This window comes from Streptomyces sp. R28 (assembly GCF_041052385.1).
Taxonomy (GTDB): Bacteria; Actinomycetota; Actinomycetes; order Streptomycetales; family Streptomycetaceae; genus Streptomyces.
In genome coordinates this window covers 2,927,375-2,947,473 of the sequence record NZ_CP163439.1, presented here as the reverse complement: position 1 = coordinate 2,947,473, position 20,099 = coordinate 2,927,375, and the positions used below count along the sequence as shown (strand labels likewise).

Genomic DNA, 20,099 nt, shown 5'->3' with positions numbered 1-20,099 from the left:
TGACACCGGGGTAATCCGTGAAAAAGCTCTCCGCACGACGACGCCATCCGCTGGCGGCGGTCGTCGTCCTACTCCTCGCGCTGGCGTGCACGGGGGGGCTGTACGCCGTCTTCGCACCCGCGGACAAGGCGCAGGCCGAGGAATCCGCCCAGTCCCTCACCATCGAAGAGGGCAAGAAGCTCTACACCGTCGGCTGCGCCAGCTGCCACGGAACCGGCGGTCAGGGCACCTCCGACGGTCCTAGCCTGGTGGGCGTCGGCGCTGCAGCCGTCGACTTCCAGGTCTCGACGGGCCGTATGCCGGCCGCCACCTCCCAGGGCGCCCAGGTCCCGGCGAAGAAGAACATCTACTCGCAGGCCGAGATCGACCAGCTCGCGGCGTTCATCGCCTCGCTGGGCGCCGGCCCGTCCGTCCCGACCGAGGAGCAGTACGGTCCCGAGGGTGCGGACATCGCCAAGGGTGGTGAGCTCTTCCGCAACAACTGCGCGCAGTGCCACAACTTCACCGGCAAGGGCGGCGCGCTGACGAAGGGCAAGTACGCGCCGACGCTCGAGGACGTCGACCCGAAGCACATCTACGAGGCCATGCAGACCGGCCCGCAGAACATGCCGTCGTTCCCCGACACCACGCTGTCGGAGCAGAACAAGAAGGACATCATCGCGTACCTGCACGCGGTCAACAGCGACGAGACGGTCAACCCGGGTGGCCTGGAGCTGGGCGGCCTCGGGCCGGTCACTGAGGGCCTCTTCGCCTGGATCTTCGGTCTCGGCGGATTGATCGCGGTCGCCGTCTGGGTCGCCGCTCGGACCGCAAAGGCCAAGAAGTCATGAGTAGCCAAGAGATTCCAGAAGAGAACCTGCCCGCTGAGCAGGACGCCCACGTCGCGGTAGCGGACGAGAAGAACCCCTTCGCCGACCCCGGCCTGCCGCCCCACGAGCACCGGATCCAGGACATCGACGAGCGGGCCGCCAGGCGGTCCGAGCGCGCGGTCGCCCTGCTGTTCACGGTGTCGATGCTGGCCACCGTCGGCTTCATCGCCTCGTACGTGGCCATCCCGCACGACAAGTCGGTCTTCGTCTTCCCGATCGGGCACCTCAACGCGCTGAACTTCGCGCTGGGTCTGACCCTCGGTACGGCGCTGTTCTGCATCGGCGCGGGCGCGGTCCACTGGGCCCGCACCCTGATGTCCGACGTGGAGGTCGCCGACGACCGGCACGCGATCGCGGCGGAGCCCGAGGTCAAGGCCAAGGTCATGGCCGACTTCCGGCAGGGCGCCAAGGAGTCCGCGATCGGCCGCCGCAAGCTGATCCGCAACACGATGCTCGGCGCGCTCACCCTGGTGCCGCTCTCCGGTGTCGTCCTGCTGCGTGACCTCGGTCCGCTGCCCGGCACCAAGCTGCGTCACACCCTGTGGTCCAAGGGCAAGCTGCTCGTCAACATGAACACCGACGAGCCGCTGCGTCCCTCGGACGTCGCGGTCGGCTCCCTCACCTTCGCCAAGCCGGAGGGCCTGGAGGAGCACGACCACGAATTCCAGAACGAGATCGCCAAGGCCGCCCTGATGATCGTCCGGCTCCAGCCCGACGACATCAAGGACAAGCGCGAGCTCGAGTGGTCGCACGAGGGCATCGTCGCGTACTCGAAGATCTGCACCCACGTGGGTTGCCCGATCTCCCTGTACGAGCAGCAGACGCACCACGTGCTCTGCCCCTGCCACCAGTCCACCTTCGACCTCTCCGACGGTGCCCGAGTGATCTTCGGCCCGGCCGGTCACGCCCTGCCGCAGCTGCGCATCGGCGTGAACGACGAGGGCTACCTCGAGGCGCTCGGCGACTTCGAAGAGCCCGTCGGTCCTGCATTCTGGGAGCGCGGATGAGCACCAACGAGAACAACGACGCCCGGCGCGACAAAGCGCCGGCCGGCGAGCGCGTCGCCGACTGGGCGGACGGCCGGCTCGGGATCTACTCCCTGGCCAAGACCAACATGCGCAAGATCTTCCCCGACCACTGGTCGTTCATGTTGGGTGAGGTCTGCCTCTACAGCTTCATCATCATCATCCTCACGGGTGTGTACCTGACGCTGTTCTTCCACCCGTCGATGAACGAGGTGGAGTACCACGGCAGTTACGTCCCGCTGCAGGGACAGCTCATGTCGGAGGCGTTCAGCTCGACGCTGCACATCTCCTTCGACGTGCGTGGTGGTCTGCTCATCCGGCAGATCCACCACTGGGCGGCGCTGATCTTCCTCGCCGGCATGTTCGTGCACATGATGCGCGTGTTCTTCACGGGCGCGTTCCGCAAGCCGCGTGAGATCAACTGGCTGTTCGGCTTCCTGCTGTTCGTCCTGGGCATGTTCACCGGTTTCACCGGCTACTCGCTCCCGGACGACCTGCTCTCCGGCACCGGTGTCCGCTTCACCGAGGGCGCGATCCTGTCCATGCCGATCGTCGGCACGTACATCTCGTTCTTCCTCTTCGGCGGCGAGTTCCCGGGCGTCGACTTCGTGGCCCGCTTCTACTCGATCCACATCCTGCTGCTGCCGGGCATCATGCTCGGTCTGGTGGTCGGCCACCTGATCCTGGTCTTCTACCACAAGCACACGCAGTTCGCGGGCCCCGGAAAGACCAACAAGAACGTCGTCGGCATGCCGCTGCTGCCGGTCTACATGGCCAAGGCCGGAGGCTTCTTCTTCCTGGTCTTCGGTGTCATCGCGGCCATCGCGGCCATCGCGCAGATCAACCCGATCTGGGCCATGGGTCCCTACCGTCCGGACCAGGTGTCCACGGGCGCCCAGCCCGACTGGTACATGGGCTTCGCCGAGGGTCTGGTCCGCTACATGCCGGGCTGGGAGATCAACTTCTGGGGTCACACGCTGGTCCTCGGCGTGTTCATCCCGCTGGTGCTCTTCGGTGTGGTCCTGATGGCGATCGCGCTCTACCCGTTCATCGAGTCCTGGGTCACCGGCGACAAGCGCGAGCACCACATCCTGGACCGTCCGCGCAACGCCCCGACGCGTACCGCGTTCGGCGTCGCCTGGATCACCGTGTACATGATCGGCCTGGTGGGCGGTGGCAACGACCTGTGGGCCACCCACTTCCACCTGTCGATCAACGCGGTCACCTGGTTCGTCCGGATCGGCTTCTTCGCCGGACCGGTGCTCGCCTTCATCGTCACCAAGCGGATCTGCCTCGGCCTGCAGCGCCGGGACAAGGACAAGGTGCTGCACGGCCGCGAGTCGGGCATCATCAAGCGCCTGCCGCACGGTGAGTTCATCGAGGTGCACGAGCCGCTCAGCCAGGACGCGCTGTACACCCTCACCGCGCACGAGCAGTACAAGCCGCTCGAGATCGGCCCGACGGTCGACGAGAACGGCGTCGAGCGCAAGGTGAAGGGCTCCGAGAAGCTGCGCGCCAAGCTCAGCAAGTCGTACTTCGACGAGGACGGCCAGATCCCGAAGCCGACCGTCGAGGAGTACAAGGAGATCACGAGCGGCCACGGCCACCACTGACGCTCCGCTGATGGCGCCGCGTCGGAACCGCGGTCTCGCCAGTACTGCTCAGCCACGCCACGGTTGAAGGGCCCCGTCCGTTGTACGGACGGGGCCCTTCGCCATGCCCCGGGGCTGGATAGGGTGGACCCGTTGAGACTCGCGTCCCGTAGTGCGGGACACCACAACTGACCCAGGAGCGGCTTATGAGCGCTGTGACCCCCGCTGGAGGCGACACCGCGGCGGGCCGTTCCTGGCCCGAGGTCTTGAGTGCCCTGCTCGGCGGACAGGACCTGAGCGCCGGCGACACGGCCTGGGCGATGGACCGCTTCATGAGCGGCGAGGCCTCGGACGCCCAGATCGCGGGCTTCATGGTGGCCCTGCGGGCCAAGGGCGAGACGGTCGAGGAGATCAACGGCCTCGTCGAGGCGATGTACGCCCACGCGCAGCCGTTGGACATCCCCGGCCCGGCCGTCGACATCGTCGGCACGGGTGGCGACCGAGCCAAGACGGTCAACATCTCGACGATGTCCGCCATCGTGATCGCGGGCGCCGGAGCGAAGGTCGTCAAGCACGGCAACCGGGCTTCGTCCTCGGCGAGCGGCTCGTCCGACGTGCTGGAGAAGCTCGGCATCAACCTGGAGCTGTCGCCGCAGGGCGTGGCGCGGGTGGTGGACGAGGCCGGCATCACCTTCTGCTTCGCCGCCAAGTTCCACCCCTCGATGCGGTTCGTCGGTGGCGTACGGCGGGACCTGGGCATCCCGACCTCCTTCAACCTGCTCGGCCCGCTGACCAACCCGGCCCGCGTCACCGCCTCGGCGGTCGGCTGCTTCGACACCCGGATGGCGGGGCTCATCGCCGGCGTACTGGCCGAACGCGGCTCGTCGGCGCTGGTGTTCCGCGGCGACGACGGCCTCGACGAGCTCACCACGACGGCCACCTCGCGGGTGTGGGTGGTCCGCGACGGCAAGGTGACCGAGGAGGCCTTCGACCCGCGCGACGTCGGCCTCGACCTGGTCCCTGTGGAGGCGCTGCGCGGCGCCGACGCGTCGTACAACGCGGAGGTCGCCCGGCGCCTGCTGGACGGCGAGACGGGCCCGGTGCGGGACGCCGTACTGCTCAACTCGGCTGCGGCGCTGGTGGCGTTGGAGCAGACGGACGCGCCGCTCACGGAGCAGATCCGACTCGGCATGGCGAAGGCGGCGGAGTCGATCGACTCGGGCGCGGCGAAGCGGACGCTCGACCGGTGGGTGGCCGCCAGCAACGCCTGAGCCGGCAGCATGTGACGCAGGGCGCAGTCCAGGATCCGGACTGCGCCCTTGCGCATCGAAGATCGTATGGCAGGATGTTGGACCAGGTCATGAGTGACAGTCATGAGGCCCCGGCCGACTGTCCGGCAACCCTCCGTCCGTGGCGGGGTGCCCCGGGTGAAGACCAGGCCGTAGGCAGCGAGGTCTACGGCAAGCGCGGGCCCCTCTCGAAACCAGGGGTCCTGGTCGTTCGAGGGAGCCTTCCGTGAGCAAGCGAATGCGATAGGGCCGCCGAGCCCCGCCTCCGCGCACCCTTTTTCTCTTCTCCGCATGCCTCAACTCGCATGCCTCTCACGGGAGTTCGCCATGTCTGTCTCCACCGCTGCCGCCGACCGGTCCGTTTGCACCCCGCTGCCCGTTCTGGGCCGTGATGTCACCGTCCCGCTCGTCACCGGCGGCGAGGTCAGCTACGCCGCGCTCGACTACGCCGCCAGCGCCCCCGCCCTCCAGCGCGTCTGGGACGACGTCGCCGCCTACGCGCCGTACTACGGCAGCGTCCACCGCGGTGCCGGGTACCTCTCCCAGCTCTCCACCGACCTGTTCGAGAACGCCCGCAGGACGGTCGCCGAGTTCCTCGACTGCCGGGACACCGACCAGGTCGTGTTCACCCGGTCCACCACCGACTCGCTCAACCTCCTCGCCGCCGCCCTCCCGGCCGACTGCCAGGTCTTCGTCTTCGAGACCGAGCACCACGCCTCCCTGCTGCCCTGGCGCGACGCCCACGTCACCTACCTCGACGCGCCCCGCACCCCGCGCCAGGCCGTCGAGACCCTGGAGCGCGCCCTCGCCGACCGCGCTGTGTCGGCCGAAGGGGGCTACGGCCCGGCCCTGGTCTGCGTCACCGGTGCCTCGAACGTCACCGGCGAGCTGTGGCCGGTCCGCGAGCTGGCCGCCGCCGCCCACGCGCACGGCGCCCGGATCGTGCTCGACGCCGCCCAGCTGGCCCCGCACCACCCGGTGAGCCTCCAGGACCTCGACGTCGACTGGGTCGCCTTCTCCGGGCACAAGCTGTACGCCCCCTTCGGCTCCGGCGTCCTGGCCGGCCGCGCCGACTGGTTGCGCGAGGCGGAGCCGTACCTCGCGGGCGGCGGCGCCAGCCGTAAGGTCACCCGGCGCGAGGACGGGGGCGTGGACGTCGAGTGGCACGAGAGCGCCGCCCGGCACGAGGCCGGCTCGCCGAACGTCATCGGTGCCTACTCCATCGCCTCCGCCTGCAAGGCGCTGACGGAGGCGGGCTTCGACGCGCTGGTCGCGCGGGAGCAGTACCTGATCGAGAAGGTGCGCACGGGCCTCGCCGAGGTGCCTCAGGTGCGGATCCTCTCCCTCTTCGGCGACGACGCCCCGCGCGTCGGAGTCATCTCCTTCGTCGTCGAGGGCTGGAACAGCTCCCACTTCGCCGCCGCCCTCTCCGCCGAGTACGGCATCGGGGTGCGCGACGGGCTGTTCTGCGCCCACCCGCTGGTCCGGACGCTGCTGGGCAGCGACCCGCAGACGCAGGGCGAGTGCGGCGCCCCGGAGGCCGCTCCGGGCGAGAAGTCCCTCAACGCGATCCGGGTGAGCTTCGGGGCCGGTACGCCGGCCGAGCACGTCGAGCGGTTCGTGAACGCCGTGCAGGAGCTCGTGACGGACGGTGCCCGGTGGAACTACCGCACGGAGGACGGGCGTTGCGTGCCGGACACCTCCGCGTGAGCGTTCGCTTCCGACGCCTGGGCCGGCAGCACGAGCGGTAGCCGGGTACCCAGGACGATCATCCGCAGGGCGCGCTCGGTGGCGTCCGTGAGCAGCTCGCTCGCCCGGACCAGCGCCTCGGCCAGGATCATCGGCGCGGGCAGGATGCCATGGCAGGCGTCCACGCCCGGCACGTCCTGCGCACCCTCGCCGAGCGTGCCCGCCAGGGCCAGGACCGGGCGGTCGTAGAGCTTGGCGCGCCGGGCCACCTCGGCCGGGACCTTGCCGCGCGGCGTCTGGTGGTCCAGGGCGCTCTCAGCGGTGATCACGAGGTCGGCTCGGGCCAGGCGGGCGTCCAGGTCGAGGTGGTCGAGGAGCACGTCGAAGCGGGGCAGGAGCCGGGCGCCCAGAGCGGCCAGGCCGGCTCCCAGACCGCCGGAGGCACCGGTCCCCGGACCGTACCGGAGGTTGGTGTCCGGCACGGCCACGTCACGGGTGAGGACGAACGCCCAGTTCAGTTCCTCGTCGGTATCGGGATTCTGCTACATCGTCATCATTCGTGGGGCTGTCGGTCACCGGAGGCCGCGACACGACCTCGTCGGTCGGGGTCGTGTCGGGCGTCGGTGTCGGCTTGGGGGTGACCACGGGTGTGGGTGGGGGTGTGGGGGAGCCGCTTTCCAGCACCACCTCGGACGGGACCTTCGGTGACGCGGGACGGTCGGTGAGAGCGAAGCTGGTCGCGGCGATGCCCAGGGGGATCAGCACGACGGCGGACAGGGCCGCCATACGACGAGTGAAAGCCATGTGCCCGATCCTGGGTCCGGCACACGGCGAGAAGGATGAGGGCCGGATGAAGAACTCTTCATCTCGGGGCGCCGGCGGCAGCGGGCGTCAGCTGTCCAGCCCGATGGCGAACGCGGCCTCGATGTCGTGCTGCGAGTACGTACGGAACGCCACGTGCGTGTCCGTCCCCTCGACACCGGGGATCTTGCTGATCCGGCCCGGGATGACCTCGGCGAGATCCTCGTGCTGCTTCACCCGCACCATGGCGATCAGGTCGTACGTCCCGGTGACCGAGAAGACCTCGGTCACGCTCTCCAGCGAAGCGATCCGCTCCGCGATCTCGGGAATCCGGTCCACGCTGGTCTTGATCAGGACGATCGCGGTGATCACGGTTGGTTCTCTCCCTCGGAGGCCGGAGCTGGGGCGGCCTTCACTCTAGTCGCCCACCCGTCTCCCACCACCGCCCTTCCAAGGCCGCGCTACGCGCCCTCCTTTTTCCCTGAACCGGGCCCACGCGTAGCCGAAGCCCAGCCCGAAGCCCACCAGGTGCGCCAGATAGGCCACGCCCGGCCCCTGGTCGGCCCGCCCCGCCGCCACCCACTGCAGGGCCACCCAGAAGGGCAGCACGACCCACGCCGGGAAGCGCAGCGGCAGGAAGAGCAGAAACGGCAGCAGGCTTGTCACCCGCGCGCCGGGGAAGACGAACAGGAACGCGCCGAGGACGGCCGAGATCGCCCCGGACGCGCCGACCAGGGACTGGGTGGAGCCGTCGTTGGCGGCCGCGTAGCCCAGCAGGGCGAGGTAGCCGCAGCCGAGGTAGAACAGGATGAACTGGACGCGGCCCATCCGTTCCTCGGTCATCACCCCGAAGACGTAGAGGAAGAGCATGTTGCCGAGCAGATGCACCCAGCTGCCGTGCACGAAGAGGGCCGTGGCCGGGGTGAGGGCGGCGCGGGGCGAGCCCTCGAACAGCTCGGCGGGCACCACGCCCCAGCGGTGGAAGTAGGCCCGCTGCGTGGCGAGCAGCCCGTCGCCGGAGCCGTACGCCGGATTCAGCCCCGCCGCCGGGCCCATCAGGAAGAGCAGACAGCACAGGGCGATCAGCCCGTACGTCACCGGCGCCGACGACCGGAAGGCCGATCGGCCCACTCTGCCGAACCGAGCCCCGAAACGCACCACGCTCCAGTCGCTGATCATGGACACAGAGCATGGCGTAACGGGACGCACTCGCACAGACCGCCTCGCCGCCGTGGACGGCCGAGCGGTGAGTACCCGCCAGGCCGTAGGGTTACGAGCCACACGCACCGGGGAGCTCGGGGCGTATCACTGACACTAGAAGGAAAGCGAACAGTCACGATGACGGTTCCCCTGCCGACCACCACGACGCGGTGGCGCTGCACCCTCTGCGGCAATCTCACGCGCTTCGACGTGACGCGCTCGTCCAAGGTCGTGGAGTACGTCCACCTCGATCTGGCCGGTGAGCCGAAGGTCGAGGAGCGTGAGGTGCTCAGTGAGATCATCGAGTCGGTGCGCTGCCGCTGGTGCAACGCCGTGGACAAGGTGGAACTCGTGGACAGGCCGGGCGCCGGCTCCTGAGGGGAGCAGCTCCCGCACAGCATTGGGGTGTGACGGATGGTGGAGACACAAGGCGGGGGGCCGGGCGACGGCGCCGCTGAGGTGCTCGACCGTCCGCTGCCCGACGGTGTACGGCGCAAGGTCGTACAGATCGTGTCCGACGGGTTCGGCGGGCTGACCGTCGGCGAACTGCCCGCACAGCTGCGGCAGTACGCCAGGTTCGCGCCGAACCGGCGGGCCAAGTTCGCCGGCAACGCGATGGCGGCGGCGCTGGAGACCGATCCGCTGTTCCGCCAGCGCATCGGGGAGAAGTTCAGAGAGGCCCAGCCGGAGCTCTCCGGCGCCCTCGACTCAGGCTCGGCGCCCCCGGCCGCGGACCCGCTCGACGTGGCGGCCGCGGCCTATGTTCTGCGGCCCACCGGTTGGGTCAAGCTGGTCACCTCGGCCGGCGAGGAGGTCCAGCGGGCCGACGCCGAGCGCGCCGACGAGGAGAGCCGCGCCGAGCTGGAGCGGCTGCGCGAGGAGCTCGCCCACGCCCGTGAACACACCCGGGCCGAGACCGAGCGGCTGCGCACCGAGCTGGACGCGGCCAAGAAGGAAGCCGAATCGCTTCACCGCAAGCTTCGCTCCGCCCTCAGTGACGTCAAGCGCGGCGAGGCCGCCCTGCGCAAGATCCAGGGCGAGATGGAGACCGTACGCGCCGAGGGGCACGCCCAGGTCTCCGCGGCCGAGAGCGAGACCCGGCGGCTCAAGGCCCGGCTCGGGGAGGCCGAGGCCGCCCTGGAGGCCACGCGCAGAGCGGCCCGTGAGGGGCGCAGCGTCGAGGACATGCGCGTACGGCTGCTCCTGGACACCCTGTTGGACGCCGCCCAAGGGCTGCGCCGGGAGCTGGCGTTGCCGCCGGTCTCCGTGCGGCCCGCCGAGACCGTGGACGCGGTCGAACCGGGACGAATGACCCCGAAGGACATCGCCGCACGGGCGTTGTCCGAAAACGACCCCGCGATCCTCGACCAGCTCCTCGCACTGCCGCAGGCCCATCTGGTGGTCGACGGCTACAACGTCACCAAGACGGGCTATCCCCAGATGCCGCTGGAGAAGCAGCGACTGCGGCTGCTCGGCCAGCTCTCGCAGCTCGCCGCGCAGACCGGCGCCGAGGTGACCTGTGTCTTCGACGGGGCCGAGCTGGCCGCGCCGGTGCTGCTCGCGCCGCCGCGCGGCGTGCGGGTGCTGTTCTCCAAGCCCGGCGTGACCGCCGACGAGCTGATCCGCCAACTGGTGCGCGCCGAGCCGCCGGGCCGTCCGGTCATCGTCGCCTCCACCGACCGTGAGGTCGCCGACGGGGTGGCCCGGGCCGGGGCGCGGCCGGTGGCTTCTGCGGTGCTTCTCAAGCGGCTGTCCTGAAAACGCCAACGTACAGGCGCAATGCCCGAATTGGCGTGACTGTCACGCAACGTAGGGTCAAGCGCGCATCACAGCATGTGAGTTGTGTGTAAAGAATGACAGGTGTGACGAGAATTTTTGTGTGAGGATTTGATCTGATCACAACTGGGTCACTAGGGTCTGGCGTCGAACCTCCGAGCGGGTGATCACTCACAAGAAGGGTTTCACCTCAGTGGCGTCCCACCGTCGACCCAAGCAGCCGAGCCGAGCACGTGTGACCGTGCTGACCACCGCGGCAGCTGCCGCCGTGGCCATCAGTTCGCAGGCCGCCAACGCGGCACCCAGCGAGAAGCCGAGCAAGGACGAGGTCAAGGCCAAGGTCGACAAGCTCTACGAGGAGGCCGAGCAGGCCACCGAGAAGTACAACGGCGCCAAGGAGAAGCAGGAGAAGCTCCAGAAGGAGATCTCCACCATCCAGGACAACGTGGCGCGCGGTCAGGAAGACCTGAACGAGCTGCGTGACTCGATGGGCCTCGCGGCCGCCGCCCAGTACCGCACCGGCAGCATCGACTCCTCCCTTCAGCTGTTCCTGTCGTCGAACCCGGACGACTACCTGGACAAGGCGTCCACCGCCGACCAGCTCAGCGCCCAGCAGGTCGAATCGCTGAAGAAGATCCAGGAGAAGCAGCGCGAACTCGCCCAGGAGCGCGCCGAGGCCGCCGAGAAGCTCAAGGACCTCGCCTCCACCCGCACCGAACTGGGCAAGAAGAAGAAGCAGGTCCAGGCGAAGCTCGCCGAGGCCCAGAAGCTGCTCAACACCCTGACCGCCGCGGAGAAGGCCGCCCTCGCCGCCGCGGACGCCCGCGCCAGCCGCTCCGCCGCCGACCGCGTGGACCTCGGCAACGTCGGCTCCGCCTCCGGCCGGGCCATGGCCGCCTTCCAGGCCGCCCAGAGCCAGCTCGGCAAGCCGTACGTCTACGGCGCCACCGGCACCGCCTCCTACGACTGCTCGGGCCTGACCTCCTGGGCCTACGCCCAGGCCGGCGTCTCCATCCCGCGCACCTCGCAGGCCCAGGCCAACTACGGTGCCCACCTGTCGATGAGCGAGCTCAAGGTCGGCGACCTGGTCATCTTCTACGGCGACTGGCACCACGTCGGCCTCTACGCGGGCAACGGCCAGGTGATCCACGCCCCGCGCACCGGCACGGTCGTCCGCTACGAGTCGATCAACAACATGCCGTTCCAGTTCGGCGTCCGGATCTGATCCCGGCCTGATCCCGGCCGCGCGCCTGCAAGATCAACACCGCGTGCCGCCCGAACGAGCGAATTGCGGCACCGCCGACTGACCCCACGCCCCGCCCATGACCTGCGTCAGAGGCGGGGCGTCACTTTGTGTGCCCACGGCGGTCGTTGGTCGTCGCCCCCGCACGGAGCTACTGTCTGCCGCGTTTCCCTCGCAGTCGGGGGAAGGTCCTTGTCCGCCAGCGGAAGGAGAGCGGCTTCCCGTGGGGTCCCATCGCCGCCTTGCACCGTCCGGGTTCGACCGGGGCGCCGGTGCAGCGCTCTGCGTCATGTCAGCCGCCGCCACGGCCCTCGGGGTCGTACCGGCCACGGCCACGCCGCACGACGACACCCGGGCCAAGGTGGACCGCCTCTACGAAGAGGCCGAGAAGGCCACCGAGGCCTACAACAAGGCCGACGAGCGCGCCGACAAGCTCCGCAAGCAGGTGACCGACGCCCAGGACCGGATCGCCCGCCAGCAGGAGAGCATCAACTCCATGCGGGACGCCCTCGGTTCGCTGGCCGGCGCCCAGTACCGGTCCGGCGGCCTCGATCCCTCCCTCGCCCTACTGCTCTCCGACGACCCGGCCGACTACCTCGACAGGGCCGCCCGGATCGCCCGGATCAGCGCCCACCAGGCCGGCGAGCTGGAGGACCTCCAGGACGCGATGCGGGTCCTCGCCCAGGAGCGGGCCGAGGCGGCCGGGAAGCTCGTCCAGCTGGAGAAGAGCCGCAAGGTCGTCGCCGCCCACAAGCGGACCGTCGAGCGCAAACTCGTCCAGGCGCGCATGCTCCTGAACTCCCTCACCCAGGCCGACCGCGCCGCCTACGACCGCGCCTCCCGCTCCGGCCGCGACGTCATGCCCGACTTCGCAAGCCTCGTCGCACCGTCGGGCCGCGCGGCAGCCGCCGTCGCCGCCGCCCACTCCGCGCTGGGCAAGCCGTACATCTGGGGCGCCAACGGCCCCTCCGGCTTCGACTGTTCGGGCCTGATCCAGTGGTCGTACGCCCAGGCCGGGGTCTCCCTGCCGCGCACCTCGCAGGGGCAGCGGTACGCCGGCCGGCAGGTCCCGCTCTCCGAGGCCCAGCCCGGCGACGTCGTCACCTACCGCTCCGACGCCAGCCATGTCGGGATGTACGCCGGCAACGGCCAGGTGATCCACGCGCCCTACCCCGGCGCACCCGTGCGCTACGACCCGGTGGGCATGATGCCGGGGGCGACGGTCACCCGGGTCTGACCTGGGTGTGACACGGGTCTGACCGCCGCGCCCTGGTCGCCGTACGATCGGGAAATGGCTGGTCGAAGGCGGGCTTCGGGAGCGCGGGTGGTCCTCGCGCTCTGTCTGCTGCTCGTCTGTCTGGTGGGCTGCGGCGGACGGACCGGCACCGACAGCGCCAAGGCCGAGGTGCAGCGCGTCCTCGACCGGCGGGCCGCCGCGATGCTCGACCACGACGAGGCGGCGTACCGCGGGACGGGCGCGCAGGACGGGTTCGACCACCTGCGCGCGGTGCCCCTCGCCGGGTGGTCCTACCGGCTGACCGGCCTGCACCGCACCGGCGACACCGCCACCGCCGAGGCCGAGCTCCACTATCGCGTCCAGGGCTACGACCGGGCGCCGGTCAGCGCCGGCCGCACGCTGAGCCTCAGCCTGGACGCACAGGGCGAGTGGTACGTCGAAGCCGAGCGGCCCGCCGGGAAATCCGCAGAGCAGCTGTGGGACCAGGGCGAGGTGAGCGTCGTCCGGGGCGACGACAGCCTCGTCCTCGGCGTCGGGCAGTCCGAGGCGGCGCTGCGGTCGTACGCGGAGCTGGCGGACGACGCGGTGCCGGCCGTGTCGCAGGCGTGGGGCACGGACTGGGCCCGGCACGTCGTGATCCTCGTACCGAAGTCCCTGGACGACATGGCCGGGCTGCTCGGCTCGCCCGCGTCCTCCTATCGCGGGATCGCCGCCGTCACCACCGGCGAGACCGGCGCTCCGGCGAAGGCGCCCGCCGACCGGATCATCGTCAACCCCGACGCGTACGGCGTCCTGGGGAAGGTGGGCAAGCAGGTCGTCCTCACCCACGAGACCACGCATGTCGCCACCCGCGCCGACACCACCGCTGCCACCCCGCTGTGGCTCTCCGAGGGGTACGCCGACTGGGTCGGCTACCTCGGCAGCGGCCGCTCTCCGTCCCAGGCCGCGCCCGAGCTGTGGCGTGCCGTGTCCGAGGGGTCGGGGCCGCGGGAGCTCCCGGCCGACGCGGACTTCGGCTTCACCGGCGACGCGAACAAGCTGGCGCGGGCCTATGAGGGCGGGTGGATGGCCTGCCGGATGATCGCGGACCGCTGGGGCGAGGTCAGGCTCGGCGAGTTCTACCGGGCCGTGGGCGCGCACGAGCGGCGGGAGGGGGCGGTCGAGGGCGCGTTGAAGGACGTGCTGGGGACGTCGTCGGCGGACTTCACCGCGCAGTGGCGGGAGTATCTGCGGGCTCAGCTCGGCTGAGGCGCGGGACGGGGTGGGCCGAGGTGCGGGTTCAGCTCGGCCGGTCCAGGGTGGCGATGGCCTCCGTCAGCCACGCGCGTTCCGCCTCGCCCGTGGCCCGGGCCACCCGCAGCATGCCCTGCCGGAACAGATCGCCCGCCTCCTCCGCCCGCACCGGCCTGCCGTCCTCGTAGAAGAAGCTCGTGGGCGTGGTGAGGAACTCCAGGCGGGGGCGCAGCACTTCGGCCTGTTCCCGGCGGTCCGGCAGGTGTCGCAGGAAGGACAGGACCGTGTTGAAGCGCACCTGGTCCGTGATCTCGACCGGTTTGGGGTGGCGCAGGCGTTCCAGCAGGTCCTCGCGGCCCTTGCCGGTGAGGGAGAGGATCCGGCGCGGGGCGGCGCTCGCGCCCGGTTCGGCGTGCTCGTCGAGCTTGCCCGCCTTGATCAGGCGTGTGATCGCCGGATAGAGCGCGCCGTCGCTGACGGGGCGGACATGGCCGCTCAGTGCTTTGATGCGCGCCTTCAACTCGTAGCCGTGCAGGGGCTCTTCGGCCAGGAACCCGAGGATCGACAGCTCCAGCATGGCCCTCCTTGCGGACGTGTTGAGGCCATGGTACCTCTTATCGAGCTATCTCGAATCGAGGTAACAGTCGACGGGGGGCCGGATCGTGAACGCGCACCGCACGCAGGTCATCTCGCTCGCCCACCCCGTCTACTTCTCGCTCCTCGCCTCCGTGGCCGCCGGGATCATCAACACCGTCTGGGTGTCCCGGTTCGGCGGTCCGGCCGTGGCCGCCGTGGCGGTCGCGACCAACACCGAGAACGTCCTGCTCGGCGTGGCGCTCGTCTTCGGCTCCGGTACGACCGTGCTGGTCGCGCATGCCAGGGGCGCGGGGGACGCGGGGGCCGTGCGGGCCGCCGTCCGCGGGGGATGGGCGGCGTGGGCGCTGCTCACGCCGGTGGTCGTCGTGGGCGGGTTCGTGCTGCGGGAACCGTTGGCGCGGCTGGTGCTCGACGGGGGTCCCGCCCAGTCGCTCGCGGTGGGCTACTTCGCGATCTCGCTGCCGGGTATGGCGGTGTTCTTCGCGCAGCAGCTGGTCGACGGCATCTTCAAAGGCGCGGGTGACACCAGGACTCCGATGCGGCTCGCGCTGCTTGCGGGCGGCCTGATCCTCGTCTGCGACCCGTTCCTCATCCGGGTCCACGGCGTCCAGGGAGCCGCCGCCTCGACCGTGCTGTGCAGGAGCGTCGCCCTCGTGGTGGGGCTGGTCGCCCTGCGCCGGAATCGGCTGCTTCGGGCGGCCGGCGAGGCGCCGTCCGCGCGGTCCCTCGCCGGTGCGGCGCGGCGGACGCTGCGGACCGGGCTGCCCATGTCGGCCGACTTCACCGTGCGGCAGGGGGGCGCACTGGTGCTGGTGGCGATCGTGGCGCGGCTCGGGGTGACGGCGGTGGCGGCGTACTCCATCGCGTACAAGGTCATGTACGTCGCCACCATGGGCTTCTACGCGGTGCGCCAGGCCGCCTCCCTCCACACCGCGCACCTGCTCGGCGCCGGGCAGGACGCGCGGCGCGCGATCGGGCGGCAGGCGGTGCTGGTCGCGGGGGCCTTCGCGGTCGCGGCGGCCGTCCTGCTGGGTGTGACCGCGCCCGGGATCATGGCCGCCTTCGGCGCCGGTCCCGACGTCGCCCACGCCGGCGTGCTCTTCCTGCGCTGCATCGGGCCCTACCTGCTCCTGATGGCCTGCTTCATCGCGCTCGGCGGGGTCTTCGAGGGGAGCGGGGGAGCGCCGGTGCTGCTGCGGGTGACCGTGCTCGGTACGGCCGTCCAGCTGCCGCTCGCGTACGGGCTGTCCGGCCTCGGGCTGCCGGGGGTGTGCCTGGCCCTGGCGGTCGCCATGGGGGTGCAGTGCGCGGTGGTGCTGGTGGTGTTCCGCAGGGCCCGGCGTCAGGAGGGCAGTGACGTTTCCGTGGTGCGGGTCGCCTGAGCCGGTACGGGGAGCCGGGCGGGGCGGGTCACCGTCGAGCGCCAGAGCTCGCGGGCCGCGAGGAGCGTGGCGAGGACCAGCAGGCCGTTGCGGAGGAACAGGAGCGTGACGCCGAGGCCGTCGCTGGCGACGACGTGCGAGAACCAGACCGGGAATTCCAGGACCGTCACGAAGGACGCCGCGAGGACCAGGCCGACGGGGAGCGCCATACGGCTGCCGCGGAAGCACAGGCACACGGCCGCGAGGCCGACCAGCCACACCAGGTACTGCGGGCTGATCACCCGGCTGGTCGTCGTGAACATCAGCACCGCCACGAAGGCCGCGTCCGCGAGCGTGTGCGACAGGAACCGCTTCGCCCTCAGCCGCCACAGCAGCAGCCAGCCGAAGGCGAGCCCGCTCAGGCCGAGGGCGGCCCTGCTGACGACGTCGACGTACGGGCCGAGGAACTCCACCGAGCCGTAGTTGAGCAGCACCTGGCCGTCCCAGCCGAAGTGCCGGGCCACATGGAAGACCAGCGCGCCCAGCGACTCCACCTCGGTGCCGCGGTCCCGCTGGAAGGTCAGGAAGGCGAAGGCGCCGGGCATGGCGAGGGCGAACAGCGCGGACAGGGCGCCGGCGGTCAGCGCGGCCCAGCCCCAGGCGGCGCGTCTGCGGGCCGCGACCAGCAGCAGCACCGGCCACACCTTCAGCATCGCCCCGAAGGCCGTCAGCGCGCCCATCACCCGGGGATGCCGGGCGCCCGCGAGCAGCGCGGCCACGGCGACGGCGGGGACCATCACGTCGTAGCGCGCGTACACGGTCGGTCCGAGCAGCGGTAGGCCCACCACCCACACCCAGGCCCCGCGCAGCGTCCGGCCCGGGCGCAGGCCCGCGTACAGCAGGAGCAGCATCACGGCCAGGTCGGCGGCGAAGGCGAGGACGAAGAACGCGGACGGGTAGTCCAGCCAGAAGACCAGAGCGGGGGAGAGGATCGCGAGCGCGGCGGCGGGCGGGTACTGCCAGGTGACGTCGTCGAGCGGGAACGTCCCGGTGCGCAGCACCTCGTACCAGCTCTGGTAGATCACCGACACGTCACTGGTGACGTCCGGACCGGGAAAGACGTACACCTTGAACACGAAGAGCTGCAGGAGCAGCCTGGTCAGGCCCCAGATCCCCAGAAACCACGCCAGGGACCGCCGTGTGCCTGTCGTCTCCACCGGATCCCCTGCCGTTCGCTCCCGCCGTGCGGGAACATGATGTCCCCTCCAGCTGTGTGCGGGCCACACACGTGGCCGTGGTCCGGCTGTGAACAGCGGCTTCGGTAAGGTCTGCGGCGATGCACAAGACGCTCATCGTGACCAACGACTTCCCGCCCCGCCCCGGCGGCATCCAGGCCTTCCTGCACAACATGGCGCTGCGCCTCGACCCGGAGCGGCTGGTTGTCTACGCCTCCACCTGGAAGCGCGGCCGTGAGGGCGCCGAGGCCACCGCCGCCTTCGACGCCGAGCAGCCCTTCACGGTCGTACGGGACCGCACGACGATGCTGCTGCCGACGCCGGCGGCGACCCGGCGAGCGGTCGGACTGCTGCGCGAGCACGGGTGCACGTCGGTGTGGTTCGGGGCGGCGGCACCGCTCGGCCTGATGGCGCCGGCCCTGCGCAAGGCGGGCGCCGAACGGCTGGTGGCCACGACGCACGGCCACGAGGCGGGGTGGGCCCAACTGCCCGCGGCCCGGCAGCTGCTGGGGCGGATCGGGGAGTCGACGGACGCGATCACCTACCTCGGCGAGTACACGCGATCGAGGATCGCCACTGCCCTGACGCCGGATGCGGCCTCGCGGATGGTGCAGCTGCCGCCGGGGGTCGACGAGAAGACCTTCCACCCCGGGTCGGGCGGTGACGAGATCCGGGCACGACTGGGCCTGACGGACCGGCCGGTGGTCGTCTGCGTCTCCCGTCTGGTCCGGCGCAAGGGGCAGGACACCCTGATCCAGGCCATGCCGCGGATCCTGGCCGCCGAGCCGGACGCGGTGCTGCTGATCGTCGGGGGCGGCCCGTACGAGGCGGACCTGCGGCGGATGGCGCGCGAGAGGGGGGTCGCCGACTCCGTCAGGTTCACCGGACCCGTGCCCTGGTCCGAGCTGCCCGCGCACTACGGCGCCGGCGACGTCTTCGCGATGCCGTGCCGGACTCGGCGGGGCGGGCTGGACGTCGAGGGGCTCGGCATCGTCTACCTGGAGGCTTCGGCGACGGGCCTGCCGGTGGTCGCCGGAGACTCGGGCGGCGCACCGGACGCGGTGCTCGACGGGGAGACCGGCTGGGTGGTGCGGGGCGGCTCCCCGGCGGAGGCGGCCGAGCGCATCATCACGCTCCTCGGCGACGCCGAACTGCGCGTCCGCATGGGGCAGCGGGGCCGGGAGTGGGTCGAGGAGAAGTGGCGCTGGGACCTGCTGGCGGAGAAGCTCAAAGCTTTGCTCTGAGCGGGGTTCCCGGACCCTAGGCGGAACGTAAAAATCCGCACATGCTGCGCGCATGACAGCAAAACTGATGCAGCGTCAGCTGACAAGACGTCAAATCCTCGGCATGGCCGCCCTGCAGACCGCGGCCGCCCTCGGCCTCACCCGCGTCTCCCTTGCATCGGCCCAGGCCGCCGAGCCCGACGCGGTCGAATCCGTCCCCGCCATCGTCATCGGCTCCGGCTACGGCGGTGCGGTCGCCGCCCTTCGGCTGGGCGAAGCCGGCATCCGCACCCTCGTGATCGAGATGGGCCGCCTCTGGAACACCCCCGGCCCCGACGGCAAGGTCTTCTGCTCCGCCGGCGCCCCCGACCAGCGCTCCATGTGGTTCCGCACCCGCACCGAGGCCCCGCTCGCCACCTTCCTGTGGCTGGACGTGGTCAACAAGGACATCAGCCCCTACCCGGGAGCCCTGGACCGCGTGCACTACGACCACATGTCCGTGTACGTCGGCCGAGGCGTCGGCGGCGGTTCCCTCGTCAACGGCGGCATGGCGGTCACCCCGCTCCAGTCCTACTTCGCCGAGCAGTTCCCGACCGTGGACACCGCGGAGATGTACCGCACCTACTTCCCGCGCGCCCGCTCCATGCTCGGCGTCAACACCGTCGACCCCGCGTGGTTCGAGTCGACCGAGTGGTACCGCTTCACCCGGATCTCCCGCAAACACGCGGCCAACGCCGGCCTGAAGACCACCTTCGTACCGAGCGTCTACGACTTCGGCTACATGCAGCGCGAGGCGGCGGGCACGGCGACCAAGTCGGCGCTGGCGGGCGAGGTCATCTACGGCAACAACCACGGCAAGCGCACCCTCGACAAGACGTACCTGGCCTCAGCGCTCGGCACCGGGAACGTCACCCTCCACACCCTGGAGAGGGTGAGGTCGATCAGCAGGGCCGCCGACGGGACGTACCTCCTGAGCGTCGACCGGATCGACAGCGCCGGCACGGTCGTGGAGACCAAGGAGTACGGCTGTACCTACCTCTTCCTCGGCGGTGGCAGCGTCGGGACCACCGAGCTCCTCGTCCGCGCAAGGGAGTCGGGCACGCTGCCCGCCCTGGACGCGAGCGTCGGCACCGGGTGGGGAACCAACGGCAACGTGATGCTCGGGCGGGCCAACCACCTGTGGGACACGGTGGGGGAGAACCAGTCGACCATGCCGGTCATGGGCATCGACGACTGGTCCAACGCCGCCAACCCCGTCTTCGCCGAGATCGCTCCTTTACCCACGGGACTGGAGCACTGGGTCAGCCTGTATCTGGCGATCACCAAGAATCCGTCGCGGGCGTCGTTCTCGTACGACAGCGGTACGGGAGCCGTGAGACTCGGCTGGAGTGCCGCCCAGAGCGCGGTGTCGGTGGGCATGGCCAAGAAGCTGTTCGACCGGATCAACTCGGCGAACGCCACGATCTACCGGTACGACCTGTTCGGCTCGTCCAGCAAGGTCTTCGCCGACGACTTCACCTACCACCCGCTGGGCGGCTGTGTGCTGGGGAAGGCGACCGACAACTACGGCCGGGTGAAGGGGTATTCGCGGTTGTACGTCACCGACGGCGCGCTCGTGCCCGGGTCGATCGGGGTGAACCCATTCGTGACGATCACCGCGCTCGCCGAACGCACGATGGCGCGGGTCCTCGTGGAGGACACCGCGCCATGAGCCGTCGTACCGCCTGAG

General features: G+C 70.5%; 17 protein-coding genes, 2 pseudogenes and 1 riboswitch. Of the genes and pseudogenes, 13 read left to right on the top strand and 6 right to left on the bottom strand.

The genetic code is table 11. The features are described 5' to 3' along the window. The first annotated feature begins 17 nt into the window (after positions 1–17). The 5 genes from AB5J49_RS12975 to AB5J49_RS12955 all read left to right on the top strand — a co-directional run bounded on the left by AB5J49_RS12975 (position 18) and on the right by AB5J49_RS12955 (position 6,485). Complete coding sequence (locus AB5J49_RS12975) at positions 18–830, top strand: c-type cytochrome (RefSeq protein ID WP_369168765.1); 813 nt, start codon at positions 18–20, stop codon at positions 828–830. Then, a complete protein-coding gene (locus AB5J49_RS12970) occupies positions 827–1,876 on the top strand; it encodes a Rieske 2Fe-2S domain-containing protein (protein WP_369168764.1) in 1,050 nt (349 codons plus the stop codon). The genes AB5J49_RS12975 and AB5J49_RS12970 overlap by 4 nt, the downstream gene beginning before the upstream one ends. Further along, positions 1,873–3,507 (top strand): cytochrome bc complex cytochrome b subunit, encoded by a 1,635-nt coding sequence (locus AB5J49_RS12965; protein WP_369168763.1) that lies wholly within the window; start codon positions 1,873–1,875, stop codon positions 3,505–3,507. The genes AB5J49_RS12970 and AB5J49_RS12965 overlap by 4 nt, the downstream gene beginning before the upstream one ends. 185 nt (positions 3,508–3,692) lie before the next feature. Further along, entirely contained in the window at positions 3,693–4,757 is a 1,065-nt protein-coding gene (gene trpD, locus AB5J49_RS12960; RefSeq protein ID WP_369168762.1) for an anthranilate phosphoribosyltransferase, read from the top strand. Positions 4,758–4,842: 85 nt separating this feature from the next. Further along, positions 4,843–4,959, top strand: a riboswitch (SAM riboswitch). 143 nt (positions 4,960–5,102) lie between these two features. Further along, on the top strand, positions 5,103–6,485 hold the full coding sequence (locus tag AB5J49_RS12955; RefSeq protein WP_369168761.1) for an aminotransferase class V-fold PLP-dependent enzyme: 1,383 nt from the start codon (positions 5,103–5,105) through the stop codon (positions 6,483–6,485). On the opposite strand, the pseudogene AB5J49_RS12950 reads toward AB5J49_RS12955, so the two are convergent. The 4 genes and pseudogenes from AB5J49_RS12950 to AB5J49_RS12935 all read right to left on the bottom strand — a co-directional run. Next, positions 6,440–6,979: pseudogene (locus AB5J49_RS12950) on the bottom strand (glycerate kinase); the annotation flags it as partial. The gene AB5J49_RS12955 and the pseudogene AB5J49_RS12950 overlap by 46 nt on opposite strands. After that, the gene (locus tag AB5J49_RS12945) at positions 6,954–7,268 is read right to left on the bottom strand and encodes a small secreted hydrophilic protein (RefSeq protein WP_369168760.1); all 315 of its coding nucleotides are present in this window, start codon (positions 7,266–7,268) and stop codon (positions 6,954–6,956) included. The gene AB5J49_RS12945 and the pseudogene AB5J49_RS12950, both read right to left, overlap by 26 nt. A gap of 87 nt (positions 7,269–7,355) precedes the next feature. Next, a complete protein-coding gene (locus AB5J49_RS12940; protein WP_048585175.1) occupies positions 7,356–7,637 on the bottom strand; it encodes an Lrp/AsnC family transcriptional regulator in 282 nt (93 codons plus the stop codon). Next, positions 7,634–8,444, bottom strand: a pseudogene (locus tag AB5J49_RS12935) (rhomboid family intramembrane serine protease). Before AB5J49_RS12935 ends, AB5J49_RS12940 begins: the two are co-directional and overlap by 4 nt. A gap of 159 nt (positions 8,445–8,603) precedes the next feature. On the opposite strand from AB5J49_RS12935, the gene AB5J49_RS12930 reads away from it, so the two are divergent. From AB5J49_RS12930 to AB5J49_RS12910, 5 genes are all read left to right on the top strand, one after another. Beyond that, complete coding sequence (locus AB5J49_RS12930) at positions 8,604–8,843, top strand: hypothetical protein (RefSeq protein WP_369168759.1); 240 nt, start codon at positions 8,604–8,606, stop codon at positions 8,841–8,843. A gap of 36 nt (positions 8,844–8,879) precedes the next feature. After that, positions 8,880–10,223: an NYN domain-containing protein gene (locus tag AB5J49_RS12925; RefSeq protein WP_369168758.1), complete on the top strand. Its 1,344-nt coding sequence runs from the start codon at positions 8,880–8,882 to the stop codon at positions 10,221–10,223. Between the two features lie 211 nt (positions 10,224–10,434). After that, on the top strand, positions 10,435–11,466 hold the full coding sequence (locus AB5J49_RS12920) for an NlpC/P60 family protein (protein WP_369175116.1): 1,032 nt from the start codon (positions 10,435–10,437) through the stop codon (positions 11,464–11,466). Positions 11,467–11,707: 241 nt separating this feature from the next. After that, positions 11,708–12,721, top strand: a complete 1,014-nt coding sequence (locus tag AB5J49_RS12915; RefSeq protein ID WP_369168756.1) for an NlpC/P60 family protein — start codon at positions 11,708–11,710, stop codon at positions 12,719–12,721. Between the two features lie 54 nt (positions 12,722–12,775). Next, the gene (locus AB5J49_RS12910) at positions 12,776–13,969 is read left to right on the top strand and encodes a hypothetical protein (RefSeq protein WP_369168755.1); all 1,194 of its coding nucleotides are present in this window, start codon (positions 12,776–12,778) and stop codon (positions 13,967–13,969) included. Positions 13,970–14,000: 31 nt separating this feature from the next. On the opposite strand, the gene AB5J49_RS12905 is transcribed toward AB5J49_RS12910, so the two are convergent. Then, entirely contained in the window at positions 14,001–14,531 is a 531-nt protein-coding gene (locus AB5J49_RS12905) for a PadR family transcriptional regulator (protein ID WP_369168754.1), read from the bottom strand. Positions 14,532–14,616: 85 nt separating this feature from the next. Here AB5J49_RS12905 and AB5J49_RS12900 point away from each other — a divergent pair, with 85 nt between their 5' ends. Next, positions 14,617–15,933, top strand: coding sequence for an MATE family efflux transporter (locus AB5J49_RS12900; protein ID WP_369168753.1), 1,317 nt, complete (start codon positions 14,617–14,619; stop codon positions 15,931–15,933). On the opposite strand, the gene AB5J49_RS12895 is transcribed toward AB5J49_RS12900, so the two are convergent. Beyond that, on the bottom strand, positions 15,894–17,129 hold the full coding sequence (locus AB5J49_RS12895) for a glycosyltransferase 87 family protein (protein WP_369168752.1): 1,236 nt from the start codon (positions 17,127–17,129) through the stop codon (positions 15,894–15,896). The genes AB5J49_RS12900 and AB5J49_RS12895 overlap by 40 nt on opposite strands. A gap of 119 nt (positions 17,130–17,248) precedes the next feature. Here AB5J49_RS12895 and AB5J49_RS12890 point away from each other — a divergent pair, with 119 nt between their 5' ends. Both AB5J49_RS12890 and AB5J49_RS12885 read left to right on the top strand, forming a co-directional pair. Next, a complete protein-coding gene (locus AB5J49_RS12890) occupies positions 17,249–18,391 on the top strand; it encodes a glycosyltransferase family 4 protein (RefSeq protein ID WP_369168751.1) in 1,143 nt (380 codons plus the stop codon). Between the two features lie 103 nt (positions 18,392–18,494). Next, positions 18,495–20,081: a GMC oxidoreductase gene (locus AB5J49_RS12885; protein WP_369175114.1), complete on the top strand. Its 1,587-nt coding sequence runs from the start codon at positions 18,495–18,497 to the stop codon at positions 20,079–20,081. Positions 20,082–20,099 lie beyond the last annotated feature (18 nt).